Here is a 15,719-nt window from a genome sequence, read left to right on the forward strand (position 1 = left end):
CCGCCCGGGTCCGTGGTGGCCCGCCGGCGTCGCGACCGTCGTCGGCGCGCTCGGGCGGGTCGGGGCGGCGGCCGACCTCACCGCGGGGGGTCGGCCCGATCACGACCGCCCGCTCGGTGCCGGCGCGGTGGTCGCCGCGCCCGGGGCGACGTCCGCCGCGGCGCCGATCGGCTCGGCTGGCGAACGGACGCGTCATGACGACCTTCCGGGTGAGTCGCGGCGAGGGCGGGGCGCTGGTTCATCACCTGAGGCGGCCGGTCCGTTACCCGACCGATTGTCCACCTTGCCGGTCCGGGCGACGACCGTCCACCCGAAGAACTTCGTCTCTACCGTTGACGATGATTGCGTGCGACCGCTAACGTCGTCTCTGCAAGAGACGAAGTGATGAGGCCGTCGCCCGGGACCCGGGTCGGCGTGGTACTCCTGGGCCGGCAGCGCAGGTCGGTCCGGACGAGTCGGAGCCCCATGGCGGAGCGGTACCTGGGCGTCGTCGGCATCGGCGAGGCGCTGGGCGTCACCCGGCATGCGGTGCACAAGTGGCGCTCGCGCCACCCCGCCGGCTCCGACCACCCCTTCCCCGAGCCCGACGTCGAGATCGACGGGGCACCCGGTTGGCGGCCCGACCGGCTGGAGGAAGTCGTGCAGTGGCGCAACGGCCTGCCGGGACGCGGCACGGGCGGCGGACGGCCGTCGGCGTCCCACCAGGAGTACATGAGGGAGGCGTTCGCCCGCGGCCTCACTGAGCACGAGGCCCTGAGCACGCTCGACGTCTTCCAGGAGGAATACCCGGAGATGACCCGCGCCGAGGTCGCCGCCTGGCTGCTCGGCAAGTGGCGCGACTGAACTCCCCTCCCCGCTCCCCATCCCGCACGAGAGGCGATGACGCATGCCCGAGATCGGCGGTACCACCGCGCCCGGATTCGAACCGGTGCGCGCGGCCTTCGCGGCCAACTTCGAGCAGAACGGCGAGGTCGGCGCCGCGGTCGGCGTGTACCTGCACGGCGAACCGGTCGTCGACCTGTGGGGCGGCCTCGCCGACCCCGCCACCGGACGCCCCTGGCAGCGCGACACCCTGCAGGTCGTCTACTCGACGACCAAGGGCGTGGTCGCCGCCTGCGCCAACCTCGCCGCCCAGCGCGGCGAGCTCGACCTGGACGCGCCGGTCACGAAGTACTGGCCGGAGTTCGCGGCCGCCGGCAAGGCCGAGGTCCCGGTGCGCCGGCTGCTCACCCACGAGGTCGGACTCCCGGTGCTGGACACCCCGGTGACGCCGCGGCAGGCGATCGCCTGGGAGCCGGTGGTCGAGGCGCTGGCCGCGCAGCGCCCGGTGTGGGAACCCGGCACCAGGGGCGGCTACCACGGCCTCACCTACGGCTTCCTCGTCGGCGAGGTCATGCGGCGCGCCACCGGACGCACGATCGGCCGGTACCTCGCCGAGGAGATCGCCGCCCCGCTCGACCTCGACCTGCACATCGGCCTCCCCGAACGCGAGCACCACCGGGTCAGCCGGCTCGTCGAGGACCCGGTCGACTGGGACGCCCTGTCCGCGACCGACCTGACCGCGCTGCCCGAGCCGATGCGCGAGGCGCTGGCCGTCTGGGTCGATCCCACCTCGTTGGCGCGGCGGTCGGTCCAGGTCATCACCCCCGCACTGGACCACGGCACCCCCGCCGCGTGGGCCGCGGAACTGCCCTCCGGCAACGCCACCACCACCGCCCGCTCGCTGGCCCGGTTCTACGCCGCGCTGATCGGGGAGGTCGACGGCCACCGCATCCTCGACGAGTCGCACCTGGCGGCGGCCGTGGCCGAGCAGCGGTCGGGCACCGACGTCGTCATCGGGGGGCCGTTCCGGGTGGGGCTCGGGTTCGGCCTGCCCGCCCCCGGGACGTTCTGGTACAGCCCGACCGCGTTCGGCTTCCCGGGCCGCGGCGGCTCCATCGGCTTCGCCGACCCCGGCAGCGGGCTGGCGTTCGGCTACGTGATGAACAAGGTGGTCGAGAGCCCGCCCGACCCGCGGGCGGCGAACCTGTGGCAGGCCGTCCTGGCCTGCCGGTAGCCGGACGCCCTTTTCCGCCCGGACCCCTGCCACCTCGCAGACCCAGCGCCGCCGCCGCAACCCGCCGGCCCGCTGCGAGCACCGGGGGCCGGGCGGCGGGGTCGTCTTCGCAGGGGTGGTGGGGACTTCGCAGGCGCCACGGACCCTGCGAAGACCATGCAGACTCTGCGAAGAGGGCACCACCCGACGCGATACCCGGTCACGACAGGGTGTCGCGCAGGACCGCTTCGATCTCCCCGGCGGTCGGTGGCCGCTCGGCGATCAGCCCCTGCAGCATCAGTCCGTCGCAGGCGGCGACGGCGGCCCGGACCGCGGCCGGGTCGTCGCACCACCGCGCCAGCAGCTCGGCCAGCAGGTCGCCCCACAGCCGGGCGGCGGGGCGCAGGGCCGGACGGCGGGCGGCCAGCAGGTACAGCTCGTACTCGGCGACGGCCCGGCCCCGCTCCTCGCGCAGGTAGCGCGCCGCGAGCCCGGCGAGATCGGCCAGCGTGGCCCCGTCGTCGGCCATCCGCTCGCGCGCCCCGGCGGCGAACCGCTCGGCGCCCGCGGTGATCACCGCGACCAGCAGGTCGTCGACGGTCGGGAAGTGGTAGGTGCCGGCGGTGGGCGCGACCCCGGCCTCCTTCGCGACCGCGCGGTGGGTGACGGCGCCGACCCCCTCGCGCTCGACGACCCGCAGCGCGGCCTCGATCAGCTGCTCGCGCCGGCGCCTGCCGCGTTCGACGCGCCCGTCGGTCGCGGTCAGTGCGCCGCACCCAGTTCGAGGGCGACCACGCCGCCGATCACCGCGACCAGCCCGCCGATCTGGACCGGTGTCAACGTCTCGCCCAGGAACAGCGCCCCGACCAGCGCGACGAGCGCGACGCCGGCCGCCGCCCACACCGCGTACGCCACGCCGATCGCCATCCCGCGCTGCAGGACCAGGCTCAGCAGCCAGAACGCCGTCACGTAGCCGACGACCACGATCACCGACGGCAGCGGCCTGGAGAAGCCTTCGGACAGCCGCAGGCTGATCGTCGCCGTCACCTCGGCGGCGATGGCCCCGGCCAGCAGCACCCACACCATGAGCTCCCCCTCGTCCAGAACTATCTGAACAAGTGTCGCACTTTCTGCGGGGGTCATCCCGCCCAGCGGTACCGCCGCTCCGGACGCCCGGTGCCGCCGTAGCGCAGCCGGACGGTCGCCGTGCCGACCGCCACGAAGTGCTCCAGGTAGCGCCGCGCGCTCACCCGCGACAGCTCCGCCAGCTCCGCGCACTCGCTGGCCGACAGGTCGCCGTCGTGCCCGCGCAGCACCCGCTCGACGAGCTCTGCGGTCGGCTCGGTGAGTCCCTTGGGCAGCCGGGTGGTCGCCGCGCCGTGCGGGCCCCCGAAGACGGTGTCGATGTCGTGCTGGCCGGCCCGATCCAGCCCGGACAGCCGGGCCCTGATCCGCTCCACCCGCTCGACCTGCTCGCGCAGCGCCCGCGCGTCGAACGGCTTGACCAGGTAGTGGGTGGCGCCGCCGTGCAGCGCGGCGGTGACCGTCGCCGGGTCGTCGGCGGCCGTGATGACCAGCACGAACGGGTCGTGCGGCGCGCCGGTGCGCAGCGCGCGCAGCACGTCGAGACCGGACGTGTCGGGCAGGTAGACGTCGAGCAGCACGAGGTCGGGGCGCAGCTCGCCGGCGAGTGCGACGGCCTGGGCACCGTTGTGCGCCACCCCGACGACGGCGCACCCGGCGATCCGCTCGACGTAGGCGCTGTGGATCCGGGCGACCATGAAGTCGTCGTCGACGACCAGGACCCGCATCACGCGCGCACCGGCAGCTCGGCGGTGAACACCGCGCCTGCGCCGTCGGCCGGGTCGTTGTGCACGGTGATCCGCCCACCGCGGCGCAGGCACACCTGCCGGGCCAGGGCCAGCCCCAGCCCGCGCTCCCCCTCGGCGGCGGCCTTGGTGGTGAACCCCCGCCGGAACACCTCCTGCGCCAGCCCTTCCCCGACGCCGGGCCCGGAGTCGCGCACCCGGACCCGCACCCCGTCGTCCACGCCCACCTCGACCCAGCGCGGGGCCGGGGTGGCGGCCACCGCGTCCAGCGCGTTGTCGACGAGGTTGCCCAGCACCGTGACCAGGTCGGTGGACAGCGTCGCGTCGCCGGGCACCGCGGCCATCCGGGCGTCGGGCACCAGCCGCAGTTGCACGCCGCGCTCGGCGGCCAGGCTGGCCTTGGCCACCAGCAGCGCGGCCGCCGCGGGGTCGCCGATCCGGTCGCCGACCTCGCGCTGCCAGCCCTCGCTGCCCTGCGCGACGTCGGCGACGAACCGGCGGACCTCGTCGTACTCGCCGAGCTCGGCCAGCCCCGCGATGGTGTGCAGCCGGTTGGTGAACTCGTGGGCCTGCGCCCGCAGCGTGTCGGTGACGTGGCGCGAGGCGTCGAGGCGGTGCTCCAGGGTGGCCAGCTCGGTGCGGTCGCGCAGGGTCACCACCGCGCCGACCGGCGCGCCGTGCACGTCCACGGCCATCCGGTTGAGCACCAGCACCCGGTCGCCGCGCAGCACCACCTGGTCCTCCCCGGCGACCGCGCCGGTGAGCACCTCGCGCAGGCGGTCGTCGAGGTCCGCGACGCGGACGTCGGCCGGGACGTCGAGCAGCTCCCGGGCCGCCGCGTTGATCAGCGTGATGCGGTGCGCGCTGTCCATCCCGACCACGCCCTCCTTGACCCCCAGCAGCATCGCCTCGCGCTGCTGGACCAGCTCGACGATCTCGGCGGGCTCCAGCCCGAGCGTCTGCCGGCGCACCCGGCGGGCCAGCAGGTACGAGCCGCCGACGCCGAGCACCAGCGCGATCCCGAGCAGCGCGGCCGCCGGGGCCGGCGCGGCGGTCAGCGTGGCGAGCAGCGACGGGATCTCGGCGTTGGCGACGACGGCGCCGACGACCCGCCCCCGGTCGCTGATCACCGGGACCATGGCCAGCACCGACCCGTCCACGTCACCCACCCAGGCGCGCCCCGGGGCGGCGCCCTCCGGGACCGGGTAGCGGGTGCCGACGTCGGAGGGGTCGGCGGCGGCGCGGACCACGCCGTCGGCGTCGACGATCGTGACCCCGTCCGCCCCGGACACGCTCATCGCGCCGGCCGCGAACGCCGGCAGCGGGTCGTGCAGCCGGGCCTGCAGGCCGGCCCGCACGCCCGCGGTGGCCGCGACGTTCTCGGCCAGCGACAGCATCCGCCGCCCCTGCGTCTCGGTGAAGGCCGCGCTCTGCTGCACGGCCGCCACCCCGGCCACCGCGAGCAGCAGCAGCGCGACCACGGCCAGCTGCCAGGTCAGGAACTGCCGCGCCAGCGTCCGCGCTCCCACGCCGAGAGCGTCCCACGTGGCGGCCGCCACATCGCGTGACCACAACGACCACAACGACGTTTGCGGTCGATAGCGCGACAGCGCACCCGCCCGACCGCATAGTTGCCGCCACGACCTCGACGGGGAGGGGTGCGGAGTGCGCATCGGACAAGTGCTGACGGCGGTGGCGGCGGTGGCCGCGCTGCTGCTGGTGCCGCCGCTGATCGGCGCGGCCGGCGGCGGCGGGGACGGCTCCCAGGTGCGCGGGCTGCGCATCCTGGTGCCCAACTCGCCCGGCAGCGGCTACGACCTGACCGCCAGGACCGCGGCGACCGCGCTGGAGGACTCCGGGCTCACCGGCTCGGTCGAGGTGTTCAACCTGCCCGGGGCGGGCGGCACCGTCGGGCTGGGCCGCACCGTCACCGAGAGCGGCAACGACCGGCTCGTCATGTCGATGGGGCTGGGCGTGGTCGGGGCGGTGTTCACCAACGACTCGCCGGCCAAGCTGGCCGACGTCACCCCGGTCGCCCGGCTGACCGAGGAGAGCGAGGTCGTCGTGGTCGCCGACGACTCGCCGTACCGGAGCGTGGACGACCTCATCGCCGTCTGGAAGGCCGACCCCGGCGGCGTGCCGGTCGGCGGCGGCTCCAGCCCGGGCGGCCCCGACCACCTGGCCCCGATGCTGATCGCGCAGGCGATCGGGCTGGCCCCGCGGGACGTCAACTACGTCGCCTACGACGGCGGTGGCGAGCTGCTGGCCGCGATCCTGGGCAGCAAGGTGGCGTTCGGGGTGTCCGGGGTCGGCGAGTACGCCGACCAGATCGCCGCGGGCGAGCTGCGGGTGCTCGCGGTCAGCGCCGGCGAGCGGGTCGCCGGCCTCGATGCACCGACCCTGCGGGAGGCGGGCGTGGACGTGGAGTTCACCAACTGGCGCGGCGTCGTCGCCCCGCCGGACCTGGACGAGCAGGCGCGCGCCGAGCTGGTCGACCTGCTCACCGCGCTGCGCGGCACCCCGCAGTGGACCGAGGCGCTGCAGCGCAACGGCTGGACCGACGCGTTCCTGCCGGGCGAGGGGTTCGGCGCCTTCCTGACCGCGGAGAACGACCGCGTCGCCGACGTGCTGCGCGGGCTGGGGCTGGCGTCATGAGGGTCACCGAACGACCGGCGCCCGAGCCGGCCCGGTTCGACCGGGACTGGTGGCGTGCGCGCTCCGAGCTGGGCGTCTGCGCGCTGCTGGCGCTGGCCGGGGTGCTCGTCCTGGTCGACAGCCTGCTCGGGACCGACGCCGGCAGCGACTCCGACCCGCTCGGCCCGCACGCCGTGCCGACGGTCCTCGGGATCGGCCTGCTGGTGCTGGCCGCGCTCCTCGCGGTCGACGTGCTGCGCGGCGGCCACGGCGAGGCCGAGGCCGGCGAGGACGTCGAGCTGGGCACGCCGCCGGACCTGCGCTCGGTCGGCGCGCTCGCCGGGATCGTGGTGGCCGCCGCGCTGCTCATCCCGATCCTGGGCTGGCCGCTCACCGGGGCCGGGCTGTTCTACGGCGCCGCGTACGTGCTGGGCGCCCGATCCTTCCCGCGCGACCTGCTCGTCGCGTCCGCGGTCTCGCTGCTCACCTGGGTCGTGTTCGACGCCCTGCTGGGCGTCGACCTGCCCGGCGGTCCGCTGATGGGGGTGTTCTGATGGACGTGCTCGGCTCCCTGCTCGACGGCTTCGGCAACGCGCTGACCCCGGTCAACCTGCTGTTCGCCGCGCTCGGCGTGCTGCTGGGCACCGCGATCGGCGTGCTGCCCGGGATCGGCCCGGCGATGGCGGTGGCGCTGCTGCTGCCGGTGACCTACGCCTTCGACCCCACCGGCGCGTTCATCCTGTTCGCCGGCATCTACTTCGGCGCGATGTTCGGCGGCTCGACCACCTCGATCCTGCTCAACACCCCCGGCGAGAGCGCGTCGGTGGTCGCGGCGATCGAGGGCAACCCGATGGCCAGATCGGGCCGCGGCGCCCAGGCGCTGGCCGCGGCGGCCGTCGGGCACTTCGTCGGCGGGATGATCGGGGTGATCGGGCTGGTCGTGCTGGCCCCGCTGGTCGCCACCGTGGCCGTGGACATCGGCGCCCCGGACTACCTGGCCGTCATGGTGCTGGCGTTCGTGGCGGTCACCTCGGTGCTGGGCAGCTCCCGGGTCCGCGGCTTCGCCTCGCTGGCCATCGGGCTCACCATCGGCCTGGTCGGGCTCGACGCGCTGACCGGGCAGGCCCGGCTCACGTTCGGCGTCCCGCAGCTGGCCGACGGCATCGACGTGGTGATCGTCGCGGTCGGGCTGTTCGCGATCGGCGAGGCGCTGTGGGTGGCCGCGCACCTGCGGCGCACCGCGCAGGCGCCGATCCCGGTCGGGCGGCCGTGGCTGTCGCGCGATGACCTGCGGCGGACGTGGAAGCCGTGGCTGCGCGGGCCGTTCATCGGGTTCCCGTTCGGGGCCATCCCGGCCGGCGGCGCCGAGGTGCCCACGTTCCTGTCGTACGTGGCCGAGCGGCGGCTCTCCAAGCACAAGGACGAGTTCGGCTCCGGCGCCATCGAGGGCGTCGCCGGACCGGAGTCGGCGGCCAGCGCGTCCTCGGCCGGGACACTGGCCACCATGCTGACCCTCGGCCTGCCGACGACGGCGATCGCCGCGGTCATGCTGGCCGCGTTCCAGCAGTTCGGCATCCAGCCCGGGCCGCTGCTGTTCGTCAACGAGGCCGAGCTGGTCTGGACGCTGATCGCCAGCCTGTTCATCGGGCTGGTGCTGCTGCTGGCGCTGAACCTGCCGCTGGCCCCGCTGTGGGCGCGGCTGCTGCGCATCCCGCGGCCCTACCTCTACGCCGGGATCCTGTTCTTCGCCTGCGTCGGCGCGTACGCGGTGAGCGGGCAGCCCGTCGACCTGGTGGTGCTGCTGGTGATCGGGGCGGTCGGGTTCCTGATGCGCCGCTACGGGCTGCCGGTGCTGCCGGCGATCATCGGGGTGATCCTCGGCCCGGACGCCGAGCTGCAGCTGCGCCGGGCACTGCAGATCGCCGACGGCGACTGGGCGACGCTGGTCTCCACACCGCTGTCGATCGCGATCTACCTGATCATCGTGGCGCTGCTGGTGGTCCCGGTGGTGCGCAGGCGGATGACCCGCGACGACACCGAGCGGAAGGACCTCGTCGGGTCCTGACCCCTCTACCCGAGGTCCAGCATGGCGCTGAGCGCGGCGGCGACGGCGGACATCTGCTCCGCCGTCGCCTCGCCCACGCACAGGTCCAGCCGGGAGCGCAGCACGGCCTCGATCGTCGGCAGCGACACCCAGCCCTGCTCGCCCAGGCGCACGTTGAGCAGCCCGCCGGGGTCATGGCCCACGACCTGGGCGCCGATGACGACGGGCCGGTCGGGGTCGTCGTTGAAGCCGTCGGTGCTCAGGATCAGCCGCAGCAGCGCCTGCCCCGGCCGGGGCAGCGCTGGCCGGTAGGTCCAGATCTCGCCGCGGTGCACGGCGAGATCCTGGCACGCGTCAGTACAGTCCCGCGGCGATTCGCTCGGCTTCGGCGTCCTCGAAGAACGTCGGGTGGTGCTCGGCGAACCAGCGGAACGTCTTCTCGGCCGAGTCGGCCAGCGCCAACCGGCGCAACTCGCGCACCGCCACCGCTTCCAGCGACCCACCCCGGCGGCCGGCGCGACCCCGCAGGTACGCCGCCGTACCCGGGTCGATCTCCAGCTCGACGCGCTCCGTCACCCGACCAGGGTACGACACCGGCCGGGACGCGCCCGGGGATGTCACCGGGACGGGTCAGGCGGGGGCGTCAGTGGTCGGAGGCCCGGGCGACGCAGAACTCGTTGCCCTCCGGGTCGTTCATGACCACCCAGGACATGCCGTGCTCGGTGACCTCCCGGATCCTGGTCGCGCCCAGCTCGACCAGCCGCGCCACCTCGGCGTCGCGGTCGGGGGCGGTCAGGTCGAGGTGGACGCGGTTCTTGGCCGTCTTCGGCTCGGGGACCTTGAGGAACATCCAGATCGGCTGGGCGGGCTCGGCGGGCGCCAGCGAGGCGAAGTAGGGCGTCGGGTCCTCGCCGAGCTTGCGGTCGAGCGCGGCGGCCCAGAAGCGGGCGACGCGTTCGACGTCGTCGCAGTCGACGGTGATGCTGGCCAGGGTGGCGGTCATGGTCGGTTCCTCTCATCGGGGGTGGGGTCCGCGGCGGGGGCCACCGGCCAGCCCACCTCGGTGCGCCAGGCGTCCGGGTCGGTGACCTCCGGCGGCCCGGCCAGGTACAGCTCCTGCAGCGGGCCGGTGACGACCCGGTCGTGCTCGGCCACCCAGGCGCCGACGGCGCCGTAGGTGGCGGTCATGTCCGCGAACGCGCCGACGTGCAGGGCGACGGCGAGCCGGGTCTCGGGCAGCCGGTCGGGGACGACGCCGGCGGCCGGGTCGGCGGGCAGCGGACCGTCGACCGCGAGCCACGCCGAGACGGCGACGTCGTCGAGGTCGATGCCCTGCCCCGAGCCGTAGGAGGCGCCCGACGGGCCGACGACCCGCCCACCGTGGCGGGCGACGTGGGCGGCCAGCCGGGGGTAGGCGACGGCGAAGAACTCCGCCAGGTCGTCCCACGACGTGCGGGTGTCGATCCGCACGATCGGCTCGGCGCGCTGCCAGCGCTCGTGCACGAGCACCCGGTGCAGGTCGGTCGGCTCGTCGACCAGCCGCTGCAGGTCGGAGACGATCCGCTCGGTCTCCTCCAGCCGCAGCTTCATCCGGGCCCGGTGCTCGCCGAGCACCGCCGCGGTGGTGGCCGGATCGCCCTCGCGCAGGATCCGGGCGATGTCGTCGAGGGGCACGTCCAGCTCCCGCAGCCTGCGGATGATCCGGGCCTCGGTGATCTGGCTGACCGAGTAGCCCCGGTACCCGGTGCGCGCGTCCACCGCGGCCGGCACCAGCAGGCCGATCTCGTGGTAGCGGCGCAGCGCCTTCACCGACAGGTGGGAGGCGTTGGACAGCGTGCCGATCGACAGCAGGTTGCGCACGGCGGTGATCCTGGGGCCTCCCCCCGGGGGAGGGTCAACGCCGGTGTTGCGCGCGCGACCGGCGGGGCGCCGGGAACCTCGTGATGTGCACGGTGACGCACAGAGGTGGTGGCGTCCGCGCAGCGTCAGGGGTGTTCTCGCAGCCCGCCGGCGGGCTGCGAGAACACGTCCAGGGCTGCGACGTGTGCCCAGGACGCCGTCACGGCGACGGCCGTGCCCCACGATGGCCGATACTCCCCCCATGCCCGCCCCGAGCACCGACCCGATCCTCACGGCCACCACCGCGGACCGGCTCCCACCGGGTGCCGTGCTGCTGCACGTCGAGCCGGGCGACCGGGGGTCGGCGGAGGCGGCGTTCGCGGCCGGGCACGTCGAGGGGGCCGTGCTCCTGGTCCGCGACGAGGTCATGACCCGGCCCATGCGCCCCGGCGACGGCCGCCACCCGCTGCCCTCCCCCGAGGACCTCGCCGCCGCCCTCGGCGGGCTCGGCGTCGGCTGGGACGCGACGGTGATCGCCTACGACCGCCAGCACGGTGACAACGCCGCCCACGTCGTCCACCTGCTGCGCCTGCTCGGCCAGGACGCGCGCCTGCTCGACGGCGGCCTCGGTGCGTTCACCGACCCGCTCGCCACCGGACCCGCCACCGCCCGCCCCACCGTCGACCGCGAGCCCCGGCCATGGCCCGCGGACGCGCTCCCCGACATCGACGAGGTGGCCGCGCACGTCGCGGCGGGCGGGGTGTTGATCGATGCCCGCGCCGCCGAACGCTTCCGCGGCGAGACCGAGCCCCTCGACCCGATCGCCGGCCACATCCCCGGCGCCGTCAACGCGTACTACGGCGACAACCTCGCCGCGGACGGCACGTTCCGCGAACCCGAGGAACTGCGCGCCCGGTTCGCCGCCCTCGGGGCGGGGCCCGAGGCCGTCGTCTACTGCGGGTCGGGGGTCACCGCCTGCCACGACCTGCTGGCGATCGAGCACGCCGGCCTGGGCCGGGCCCGGCTGTTCGTCGGCTCGTGGAGCCAGTGGTGCCGTGACGGGTCCCGCCCCCGCGCCACCGGCCCCGCCTGACGCCACCCCCTCACCTCTCGCCCCTGACGTTCGGGCGGGCGGGCGCTGTCAGCGGCGGTAGGCGTGACGGCCGGTGCGGGGGCCGCTGATCGTGGCCAGCAGCAGGACGAGCGCGGTCTGGCCCAGGACGCCGGGGGCCAGTGTCGGGGCCGAGCCGACCTGCTTGCTCGCCGCCAGCCAGATCTGCTCGTAGATCGGCAGCGCGGCCCAGGTGTCGGCGAAGCGGGGGTCGAGGGGGCCGGTGGCGAGGTTGGTCAGCACGTGCTGAACCACCCCGTAGAGCGAGGCGCCGAGCACGAGCACGGCCAGGACGCGGGCCGGCACGACGCCGCGGCCACCGGGGACCAGGACCAGCAGGGCGGCGAGCAGGAGCGCGCCGAGCGCGCCCCAGGGGATCAGCTGGATCGGGTCGTTCCAGTGCTGCTCGGAGTACAGCTCGAAGGCGGCGGCGCCGATCCCGATGAGGGCGAGCGCGAGCAGGCCGCGGCGTACGAGCGGGGGCACGACGAACCGGGTCTCGGGCGGGGGGCCGCCGAGCGGGTCGGGTCTTCGTGGTCCCGGTCGGTAGCCGGTTGTCATCGCGCGCCCTCCCACCCGGGCCGACCGACGGGCCCCGCCGCAGGATGCCTGAATCACCGGTCAGCGCGGCTATTCGACCGCTGTTCGGCTGACGACACGCGCACGATCACGCGCGACACGCCGGAGATTGGCGACTCTGCGTCACGAAGTTGGTTTGCGTGAAACGCCACCGGCCCGGGCGGCGTTGCGGTCAGCGGCCGCGCCAGTGCGCGGACGAGGCGAGGATGGCGAGGCGCCCGGCGCTGTCGTGCAGTTCGGCGCGGGCCGCGGCCAGCCGCCGACCGGCGTGCAGCGGTTGCGCGGCGACCGCGAAGCCCGAGCCGTCCGACGGGATGCCGCGCAGGTAGGTGACGTCGAGGTCGAAGGTCGCGCCGGCCAGCTCCGGGCGGGCCGCGGCGACCGCAGCGTCGAGCGCGTGCGTGGCGACGGCCGCGACGACGCCGCCCTGCAGGGCGCCCGCCGTGTTGGACAGCGCCGGGGCGCTGACCCCCGTCCACCGCGACGGTCCGCCGGTGAGGCCGAGGGCGGCGAAGCCCACGGGGTCGGGCTGTTGGGCGCGTCCGCCGCCGCGCCCGCCGGGCGGCAGCGGCAGCAGCGCCGACCGGTTGGTCACCGTGGCCACGACCTCGCCGTCGGCGTCGGTCAGCTCGCCGGTGCTGAGCGCGCTGTCCTGCGTCAGGTGCACGACCGAGCCGGTGGCCACCAGCGGACCGGCCGGGTCGGGGAACGGGCGGGTACCGGCCCAGTGCAGCGTCAGGGTGCTGATGGCGTGGTCGGAGGGCAGCACGGTGGCGACCACCGCGCTGAGCACCATGTCGATCATCACGAACGCCGGGCCCGGTCCGCGCAGCACGGCGGGCGAGGGGGCCAGCGTGGCGACCATCCGGCCCTCGTCGACGGAGTCGACGGTGATGCCCAGGCTCCCGGCCACCGGCACCAGCGGGGCCGACCCGCCCGCCGCGGCCCGCAGTCGTTCCAACGGCGTCGTCGTCACGTCCGCAGACTACGTGCCGATCTCCGGCCGGCCAGTGGCGTGGATCACCTCTCGCGCGGTGGCCGGCCGATCCCGGCGGCGTAGAGCACGCCGAGCACGACCGCGGGGGGCAGCGCCACGTAGAGCCACCAGGGGTGGATGAACAGCCCGGTGGTGACCGAGATGATCCCCCAGATGGTCAGGTTCACCAGGGCGAGGCTGGCGAAGACGATGGTCAGCACCCGCATCGCGATGCCGCCGCCGGTGTCGGAGAACACCGGTCGGCGCTCTCCCGCGGCGCGCGGCGCGGGGAGGTTCGGCAGGTCGGCGGTGACCCTGGCGAGCTGGCCGCGGGTGCGCGACTCCCACACCGCCTTGGCCCGCTCGTCGAACTCGTGCAGGTCGAGCTGGCCGGCGTCGTGCGCCCGCTTGAGCTGGTCCTGGACGCGCTCCCGGTCGGCGTCGGAGATGCGCATGTCCTCGGGGCGCACCGGCTCGTTCACGGCGCGATGATGTCACGGCCGCGGGGGCCGGCCGTCCGCCGTTCGACGGATCTCGGGATCAGGAGATGACCAGCAGGAACAGCCCGGCCATCGTGTAGGCGACCATCAGCAGCACGAGCGGCACCTGGTCGGCGAGCCTGCGCTCGACGGGCAGCAGCTCGACGCTGCGGTCGTGCGCGGCCACCACCGCCACCACGTGCCCGACGAGCACCGCGCCGATCTGGATGCCGGCGAGCAGGCCGGGGGCGGGCACGGCGGTGACCGCGCCGAGCGGCTGGCCGGTCAGCTGGGCGAGCCCGCGCGGGCCCTCGACGAGCAGCAGCGTGGCGTAGTGCGCGACGGTGTAGCCGGCGGCGATGGGGACCAGCGTGCTGGCGAGCCGGCCACCGAGCCGGCCGGTCGCCAGCCGGTAGAGCACCCCCACGACCAGGGCGGTCGCCACCAGGACGGCGGTGTCGAGCGCGGCCGGCAGGGCCAGCGCCCGCCAGCCGGTCCAGCCGGTGAGGCCGTCGAACACGGTGGAGCCCCACCACACCGCCAGGAACGCCACGAGGCCCGGCTCGACCGGTACCGCGGCCAGCCCGCGGAAGGGGTTGCGCAGGCCCGGGCGGCCGTCGTCGAGGCGGCCGAACGGCGACAGCGCGGCGGTGAGGGTCGAGTAGACCTCGAAGGCGTCACCGCGGGCGAACCACTCCGGCCCGTACCGGACTCCGGCCGCCACCTGGGCAACGGCGTAGCCGAGGAGCGCGCCCGCGACGACGGCCGGGGTGTCGCGTCCGGTCGGGACCAGCTCCAGCCAGACGAACGCCAGCAGCCATGCCGCGCCGGGCCAGTAGCCGAGGCGCGCGGGCAGCGGGGCGGGGGTGGTGCGCCGCAGCGCGGCGGCGACGATTTCGGCCAGCAGCCGCAGCGGGTTCGCCACCCGCCACACCGGCCCGAGCAGCAGCGACGCCGGCACGACACCCACCCACAGCAGCACGTAGAGCGCGCGCGGGGCCGGGTTGGCGTCGGGGTCCTGCGGACCGAGGAAGCCGACCGCGACGACGTAGCCGGCCAGCACGAGCAGCACCGCCCGCACCCCGAGCCGGACGCCCGGCGGGACCTCGGGCAGCGCGCGCCCGCCGACCGGACCGCTGAACCGGGGCGTGCGCCACAGCAGTGCGACGGCCAGGAACGACATCAGCACGACCACGCCGCCGGTCTGCAGCACGAGCTCGCCGTCGAGCGGGAGCCCTTCGACGCCACCGATGCCGTGCGCGGGGATCACGGGGCGTCGGCGGTCGGGGCCGGCAACTGCCCGCGGCGCAGCGCGGCCACCCCGGCGACCACGACGCCGAGCCCGCCGCCGAGGGTCAGCGCGACCAGCGCGCGGTCGAGGTCGGCGCCCCACGAGAACGGCACCACGGCGTCGACCAGCGTGAACGCGTCGATCGGGGCGATGACCACGGCGAACAGCCCGCCCGCGGCGCAGCACAGCAGCGGCCCGACGGCGCTGCCCCGCAGCGTCTGCCACGCCCCGATGGCGCCGAGCGGCCAGCCGAGCAGCGCGTACCCGGCCGCGCTGAGCAGCATGAGGGCGTAGGGCTGGTCCTGGGGCACCCCGGCCGAGCCCAGGACGTGCAGCAGGTGCGCCGCGATCACCACGGCGGTCGCGCCGGCCAGCGCGTACCGCCCCCAGCGGCGCCCGGCGCCGAGCACCCCGGCGACCGCGGGCACGAGCATCGCCAGCGCGGCCGCGGCCCACCACAGCCCGGCCGGCGGGGGTGGTGGCCAGCGCTGCTCGCCGTGCACGGTGACGGGCCGGTCGTCGACGAGCAGCGGCACCGCCCACGTCGAGACGTCGCCGGCGGGCCGTTCCGCCGCGGCGGCCGCGGTGATCCGCGGGTCGGCCCAGGACGCGGTGCCGCCCGGTGCGACGGTGGGCAGCCCGGAGACGACCGACCCGGGCACGGGTTCGACGACGACCGTCGAGCCGGTGCCGTTGTCCACCCGCAGCCGCGCCCCGAACTCGACGGCCCGCACGTCGAGCCCCGGGACCGGGGGTCGCACGGCGAGCACGACGGCCTCGCTGCTCGACGACGACAGCCCACCCGCGTGCGCCCCGGCCGGCGCGGCGGTGGCCGGCAGCAGGAGCACGACGAGCCCGGCGACGACCGCGACCACCCCGACGACCCGCCCGACCCCCACGCC

20 protein-coding genes and 1 pseudogene are annotated in these 15,719 nt (G+C 75.5%); 6 read left to right on the plus strand and 15 right to left on the minus strand.

The features are described from left to right. A partial coding sequence (locus KIK08_RS22380) for a hypothetical protein (RefSeq protein ID WP_408004704.1) occupies positions 1 to 196 on the minus strand: 196 nt, incomplete at its 3' end. A gap of 269 nt (positions 197 to 465) precedes the next feature. Between KIK08_RS22380 and KIK08_RS22385 the strand changes: the two genes are divergently transcribed. Further along, positions 466 to 843 (plus strand): hypothetical protein, encoded by a 378-nt coding sequence (locus tag KIK08_RS22385; protein WP_214405190.1) that lies wholly within the window; start codon positions 466 to 468, stop codon positions 841 to 843. A 43-nt stretch (positions 844 to 886) separates the two neighbouring features. Further along, complete coding sequence (locus KIK08_RS22390; protein WP_214405191.1) at positions 887 to 2,056, plus strand: serine hydrolase domain-containing protein; 1,170 nt, start codon at positions 887 to 889, stop codon at positions 2,054 to 2,056. Between the two features lie 199 nt (positions 2,057 to 2,255). On the opposite strand, the gene KIK08_RS22395 is transcribed toward KIK08_RS22390, so the two are convergent. The 5 genes and pseudogenes from KIK08_RS22395 to KIK08_RS22410 all read right to left on the minus strand — a co-directional run bounded on the left by KIK08_RS22395 (position 2,256) and on the right by KIK08_RS22410 (position 5,393). Continuing rightward, a complete protein-coding gene (locus tag KIK08_RS22395; protein WP_308257807.1) occupies positions 2,256 to 2,612 on the minus strand; it encodes a TetR/AcrR family transcriptional regulator in 357 nt (118 codons plus the stop codon). A gap of 9 nt (positions 2,613 to 2,621) precedes the next feature. Then, a pseudogene (locus tag KIK08_RS41860) lies at positions 2,622 to 2,801 on the minus strand (TetR family transcriptional regulator); the annotation flags it as partial. After that, positions 2,798 to 3,121 (minus strand): DMT family transporter, encoded by a 324-nt coding sequence (locus tag KIK08_RS22400; protein ID WP_214405217.1) that lies wholly within the window; start codon positions 3,119 to 3,121, stop codon positions 2,798 to 2,800. The gene KIK08_RS22400 and the pseudogene KIK08_RS41860, both read right to left, overlap by 4 nt. A gap of 53 nt (positions 3,122 to 3,174) precedes the next feature. After that, positions 3,175 to 3,849 (minus strand): response regulator, encoded by a 675-nt coding sequence (locus tag KIK08_RS22405; RefSeq protein WP_214405192.1) that lies wholly within the window; start codon positions 3,847 to 3,849, stop codon positions 3,175 to 3,177. Then, positions 3,846 to 5,393 carry a sensor histidine kinase gene (locus KIK08_RS22410; protein WP_214405193.1) on the minus strand — a complete coding sequence of 516 codons (1,548 nt, stop codon included), beginning with the start codon at positions 5,391 to 5,393 and terminating at the stop codon, positions 3,846 to 3,848. The genes KIK08_RS22405 and KIK08_RS22410 overlap by 4 nt, the downstream gene beginning before the upstream one ends. 136 nt (positions 5,394 to 5,529) lie before the next feature. Between KIK08_RS22410 and KIK08_RS22415 the strand changes: the two genes are divergently transcribed. From KIK08_RS22415 to KIK08_RS22425, 3 genes are read left to right on the plus strand one after another with little or no spacing between them, the layout of a single operon-like run. After that, positions 5,530 to 6,519, plus strand: a complete 990-nt coding sequence (locus KIK08_RS22415; protein WP_408004705.1) for a Bug family tripartite tricarboxylate transporter substrate binding protein — start codon at positions 5,530 to 5,532, stop codon at positions 6,517 to 6,519. Further along, the gene (locus KIK08_RS22420; RefSeq protein ID WP_214405194.1) at positions 6,516 to 7,052 is read left to right on the plus strand and encodes a tripartite tricarboxylate transporter TctB family protein; all 537 of its coding nucleotides are present in this window, start codon (positions 6,516 to 6,518) and stop codon (positions 7,050 to 7,052) included. The genes KIK08_RS22415 and KIK08_RS22420 overlap by 4 nt, the downstream gene beginning before the upstream one ends. Further along, entirely contained in the window at positions 7,052 to 8,563 is a 1,512-nt protein-coding gene (locus tag KIK08_RS22425; RefSeq protein WP_214405195.1) for a tripartite tricarboxylate transporter permease, read from the plus strand. The genes KIK08_RS22420 and KIK08_RS22425 overlap by 1 nt, the downstream gene beginning before the upstream one ends. A gap of 5 nt (positions 8,564 to 8,568) precedes the next feature. Here KIK08_RS22425 and KIK08_RS22430 read toward each other — a convergent pair whose 3' ends face one another. From KIK08_RS22430 to KIK08_RS22445, 4 genes are all read right to left on the minus strand, one after another. Further along, positions 8,569 to 8,877: a type II toxin-antitoxin system PemK/MazF family toxin gene (locus tag KIK08_RS22430; RefSeq protein ID WP_214405196.1), complete on the minus strand. Its 309-nt coding sequence runs from the start codon at positions 8,875 to 8,877 to the stop codon at positions 8,569 to 8,571. Between the two features lie 19 nt (positions 8,878 to 8,896). After that, a complete protein-coding gene (locus tag KIK08_RS22435) occupies positions 8,897 to 9,118 on the minus strand; it encodes a hypothetical protein (protein ID WP_214405197.1) in 222 nt (73 codons plus the stop codon). Between the two features lie 67 nt (positions 9,119 to 9,185). Next, complete coding sequence (locus tag KIK08_RS22440) at positions 9,186 to 9,545, minus strand: VOC family protein (RefSeq protein WP_214405198.1); 360 nt, start codon at positions 9,543 to 9,545, stop codon at positions 9,186 to 9,188. Further along, positions 9,542 to 10,402 carry a MerR family transcriptional regulator gene (locus KIK08_RS22445; protein ID WP_214405199.1) on the minus strand — a complete coding sequence of 287 codons (861 nt, stop codon included), beginning with the start codon at positions 10,400 to 10,402 and terminating at the stop codon, positions 9,542 to 9,544. The genes KIK08_RS22440 and KIK08_RS22445 overlap by 4 nt, the downstream gene beginning before the upstream one ends. Positions 10,403 to 10,643: 241 nt before the next feature. On the opposite strand from KIK08_RS22445, the gene KIK08_RS22450 reads away from it, so the two are divergent. After that, the gene (locus KIK08_RS22450; RefSeq protein ID WP_214405200.1) at positions 10,644 to 11,474 is read left to right on the plus strand and encodes a sulfurtransferase; all 831 of its coding nucleotides are present in this window, start codon (positions 10,644 to 10,646) and stop codon (positions 11,472 to 11,474) included. A gap of 48 nt (positions 11,475 to 11,522) precedes the next feature. On the opposite strand, the gene KIK08_RS22455 is transcribed toward KIK08_RS22450, so the two are convergent. The 5 genes from KIK08_RS22455 to KIK08_RS22475 all read right to left on the minus strand — a co-directional run bounded on the left by KIK08_RS22455 (position 11,523) and on the right by KIK08_RS22475 (position 15,716). Then, complete coding sequence (locus KIK08_RS22455) at positions 11,523 to 11,978, minus strand: hypothetical protein (protein WP_214405201.1); 456 nt, start codon at positions 11,976 to 11,978, stop codon at positions 11,523 to 11,525. A gap of 265 nt (positions 11,979 to 12,243) precedes the next feature. After that, positions 12,244 to 13,047 (minus strand): PaaI family thioesterase, encoded by an 804-nt coding sequence (locus KIK08_RS22460; RefSeq protein WP_214405202.1) that lies wholly within the window; start codon positions 13,045 to 13,047, stop codon positions 12,244 to 12,246. Positions 13,048 to 13,091: 44 nt separating this feature from the next. Beyond that, positions 13,092 to 13,529: a DUF1707 SHOCT-like domain-containing protein gene (locus KIK08_RS22465; RefSeq protein ID WP_214405203.1), complete on the minus strand. Its 438-nt coding sequence runs from the start codon at positions 13,527 to 13,529 to the stop codon at positions 13,092 to 13,094. A 58-nt stretch (positions 13,530 to 13,587) separates the two neighbouring features. Then, positions 13,588 to 14,796: a hypothetical protein gene (locus KIK08_RS22470; RefSeq protein WP_214405204.1), complete on the minus strand. Its 1,209-nt coding sequence runs from the start codon at positions 14,794 to 14,796 to the stop codon at positions 13,588 to 13,590. Beyond that, positions 14,793 to 15,716: a hypothetical protein gene (locus tag KIK08_RS22475; protein WP_214405205.1), complete on the minus strand. Its 924-nt coding sequence runs from the start codon at positions 15,714 to 15,716 to the stop codon at positions 14,793 to 14,795. The genes KIK08_RS22470 and KIK08_RS22475 overlap by 4 nt, the downstream gene beginning before the upstream one ends. Positions 15,717 to 15,719 lie beyond the last annotated feature (3 nt).

Origin of the sequence: Pseudonocardia lacus, assembly GCF_018531445.1 — a bacterium.
Taxonomy (GTDB): Bacteria; Actinomycetota; Actinomycetes; order Mycobacteriales; family Pseudonocardiaceae; genus Pseudonocardia; species Pseudonocardia lacus.

What these genes read in the sequence shown, in the direction of transcription:
- KIK08_RS22385 (WP_214405190.1), top strand. Translation starts at nt 466, where the DNA reads ATGGCGGAGCGGTACCTGGGCGTCGTCGGCATCGGCGAGGCGCTGGGC.
- KIK08_RS22390 (WP_214405191.1), top strand. Translation starts at nt 887, where the DNA reads ATGCCCGAGATCGGCGGTACCACCGCGCCCGGATTCGAACCGGTGCGC.
- KIK08_RS22400 (WP_214405217.1), bottom strand. Translation starts at nt 3,121, where the DNA reads ATGGTGTGGGTGCTGCTGGCCGGGGCCATCGCCGCCGAGGTGACGGCG.
- KIK08_RS22420 (WP_214405194.1), top strand. Translation starts at nt 6,516, where the DNA reads ATGAGGGTCACCGAACGACCGGCGCCCGAGCCGGCCCGGTTCGACCGG.
- KIK08_RS22425 (WP_214405195.1), top strand. Translation starts at nt 7,052, where the DNA reads ATGGACGTGCTCGGCTCCCTGCTCGACGGCTTCGGCAACGCGCTGACC.
- KIK08_RS22440 (WP_214405198.1), bottom strand. Translation starts at nt 9,545, where the DNA reads ATGACCGCCACCCTGGCCAGCATCACCGTCGACTGCGACGACGTCGAA.
- KIK08_RS22450 (WP_214405200.1), top strand. Translation starts at nt 10,644, where the DNA reads ATGCCCGCCCCGAGCACCGACCCGATCCTCACGGCCACCACCGCGGAC.